This window comes from Aurantimonas sp. A2-1-M11, from assembly GCF_036549475.1.
GTDB lineage: Bacteria > Pseudomonadota > Alphaproteobacteria > Rhizobiales > Rhizobiaceae > Aurantimonas.
The window spans coordinates 1-1,777 of the sequence record NZ_JAZHLI010000181.1 but is presented as its reverse complement, the minus strand read 5'-3'; the positions used below and the strand labels follow the sequence as shown (position 1 = coordinate 1,777).

The 1,777-nt window shown below is 62.0% G+C and carries 2 protein-coding genes; both read right to left on the bottom strand.

Going from position 1 to position 1,777, the window contains the following annotated elements; all coding sequences use genetic code 11:
• Window positions 1-272: 272 nt before the first annotated feature.
• On the bottom strand, window positions 273-911 hold the full coding sequence (locus VQ042_RS25450; RefSeq protein WP_331823028.1) for a class I SAM-dependent methyltransferase: 639 nt from the start codon (window positions 909-911) through the stop codon (window positions 273-275).
• Window positions 912-1,385: 474 nt separating this feature from the next.
• Window positions 1,386-1,777 (bottom strand): phasin family protein (locus VQ042_RS25445; RefSeq protein WP_331823027.1); only part of this gene is annotated, 392 nt, incomplete at its 5' end.

Here is a 1,777-nt window from a genome sequence, read left to right as displayed (position 1 = left end):
CGGCCCCGCTCGTCCCGCTTCGAGCCGTCCGCCGCCCACCTCTGCTCTATTCCGTTCCGGTCGACCATGCCACCATGGCTAATCTCCGCCGCTACGACAGGGAATCGCACTTGAGGGTCCGATCAGACGGACCAACCACGCTGTGCATCCGCTGAAATGAGGACGCATTTACAGGTCCGCAAGCTCCAACTCAGGAAGCGGCCCCAGTAGTGCATACTCTCCTGCTTGTTGTCCGGTCCGCATTGCCGCGACTCCGAAGCGGACATGCGACTTCACGTTCTCCGCGCGACGATGAAGGGGCGGGTGTCCTTGCCTTTGGTCGCATGGCTCTCGTTGGCAAGAATGTCGAAACCCGCCGCGTCCACCAGCCGGGTTAGATCCCGCGCGCCTTGGACGGAGACATGCGGGGCCAATCCGACAGCACGCATGCACGGAAGAAGAACGCTTCGAATGAGGAAATTCATGTCCCCAAGGCAGGGGGTCTTGGAGATGAACAGGCCTCCCGGCCGTAGCAGACCATGGACGCGGCGGAGCGTGTCTTGAAGGTCGCGGACCAGGTGAAGATAATTGAACCCAAGCACGACATCGAACGCAGTTTGCTCGGATGCGACACTTTCTGCTGTCGCCGTCCGGAATGCCAGGCCGGGAACAGGGCTGGCTGCAACCTTTTCCTCCGCGCGGGCGATCATCCCAGTGGAAATGTCTGTGGCGAGGTAGCTCTGCACACCTGCCGCAAGCCGCAGCGCAGTAGATCCCGTTCCGCAGCCAAGTTCCAGCACCCGGTCGTCCGGTCTCAGCAGCGCGCGGGTCCGCTCCAGCGTCCGCTCATAGCCACCCTGATCCGAAATCTTCGCCTTGGAGTATCGTCGTGAAGCCCTGTCCCAGAAACGGGCATCGCCTGCGTTGGTCATGACAGGCTCTCCTTGTCGGCTCAGCCTTAGCATATGCGCTCAACGTGGCAATTGCCTAACGGAACAATGATGTACACAGATACATGAAGTCAAAATCAGTCGACTGGAACCAACTGCGCGCATTCCACGCGACGGCGACAACCAGATCCCTCTCGCGCAGCGGCGCGCCAAGCCGAACGCCCTGCCCCACTCAGCCCCGCGGCGAACGCAAGAACCATTTCCCGGTAGCGTGGTTCATGGCGACGGAGCCGACTGTGCGCCCGGCGGATGCCGGGCCGTCCACGGGCGCGGGCCGCTAATCAGTGAAGCTACGCAAACTGGTTAGACCGATCCCTGGTGGCGCTGATGCCCTGGAACGGATGAGAAGAACGCACTGAAGTCGTTCAGCGAGCCCCGGTCCGCCTCTTACCGAGATGCATGATTGGCACCCCCGGTCGAAACCCGGGGGCGCCCTTTCAGGTACTACGATGCCGTTCAGGCAGCCCGCTTGGACCGTTCCGAATTCTTGCTCGTCTGCTCCTCGAAGGAGCGGCCAGCCTTGTCGGCGACGCCCACTGACAGCTTGGCGATGCGCCGGCTGTTTTCGATGGTGAGTTCCATGTTGTCGCGGACGAGCGAGCTCTGGGTGGCGATCAGCTCTGGCAGGGACCGGCAGCGCATCATGGCGTTCAGCCCGTCCAGATTCTTCTGGAAGAGTGCCTGCGACATGGCCAGCCATTCCCGCGAAACATCCTGGTAGCCGCTAGCGAGCACTGCGCCCGATTGCGTCATGACCTGCATGTTCTGCCGGGCCTGCTGTGTGCTCTCCTGAGTTTGCCGCGTGACCTCGCTCGATAGCGAGGTGAACTGATCTGCCCCACGCTTTG

Coding starts and splice junctions, on each gene's coding strand:
- VQ042_RS25450 (WP_331823028.1), bottom strand. CDS start 911: ATGACCAACGCAGGCGATGCCCGTTTCTGGGACAGGGCTTCACGACGA.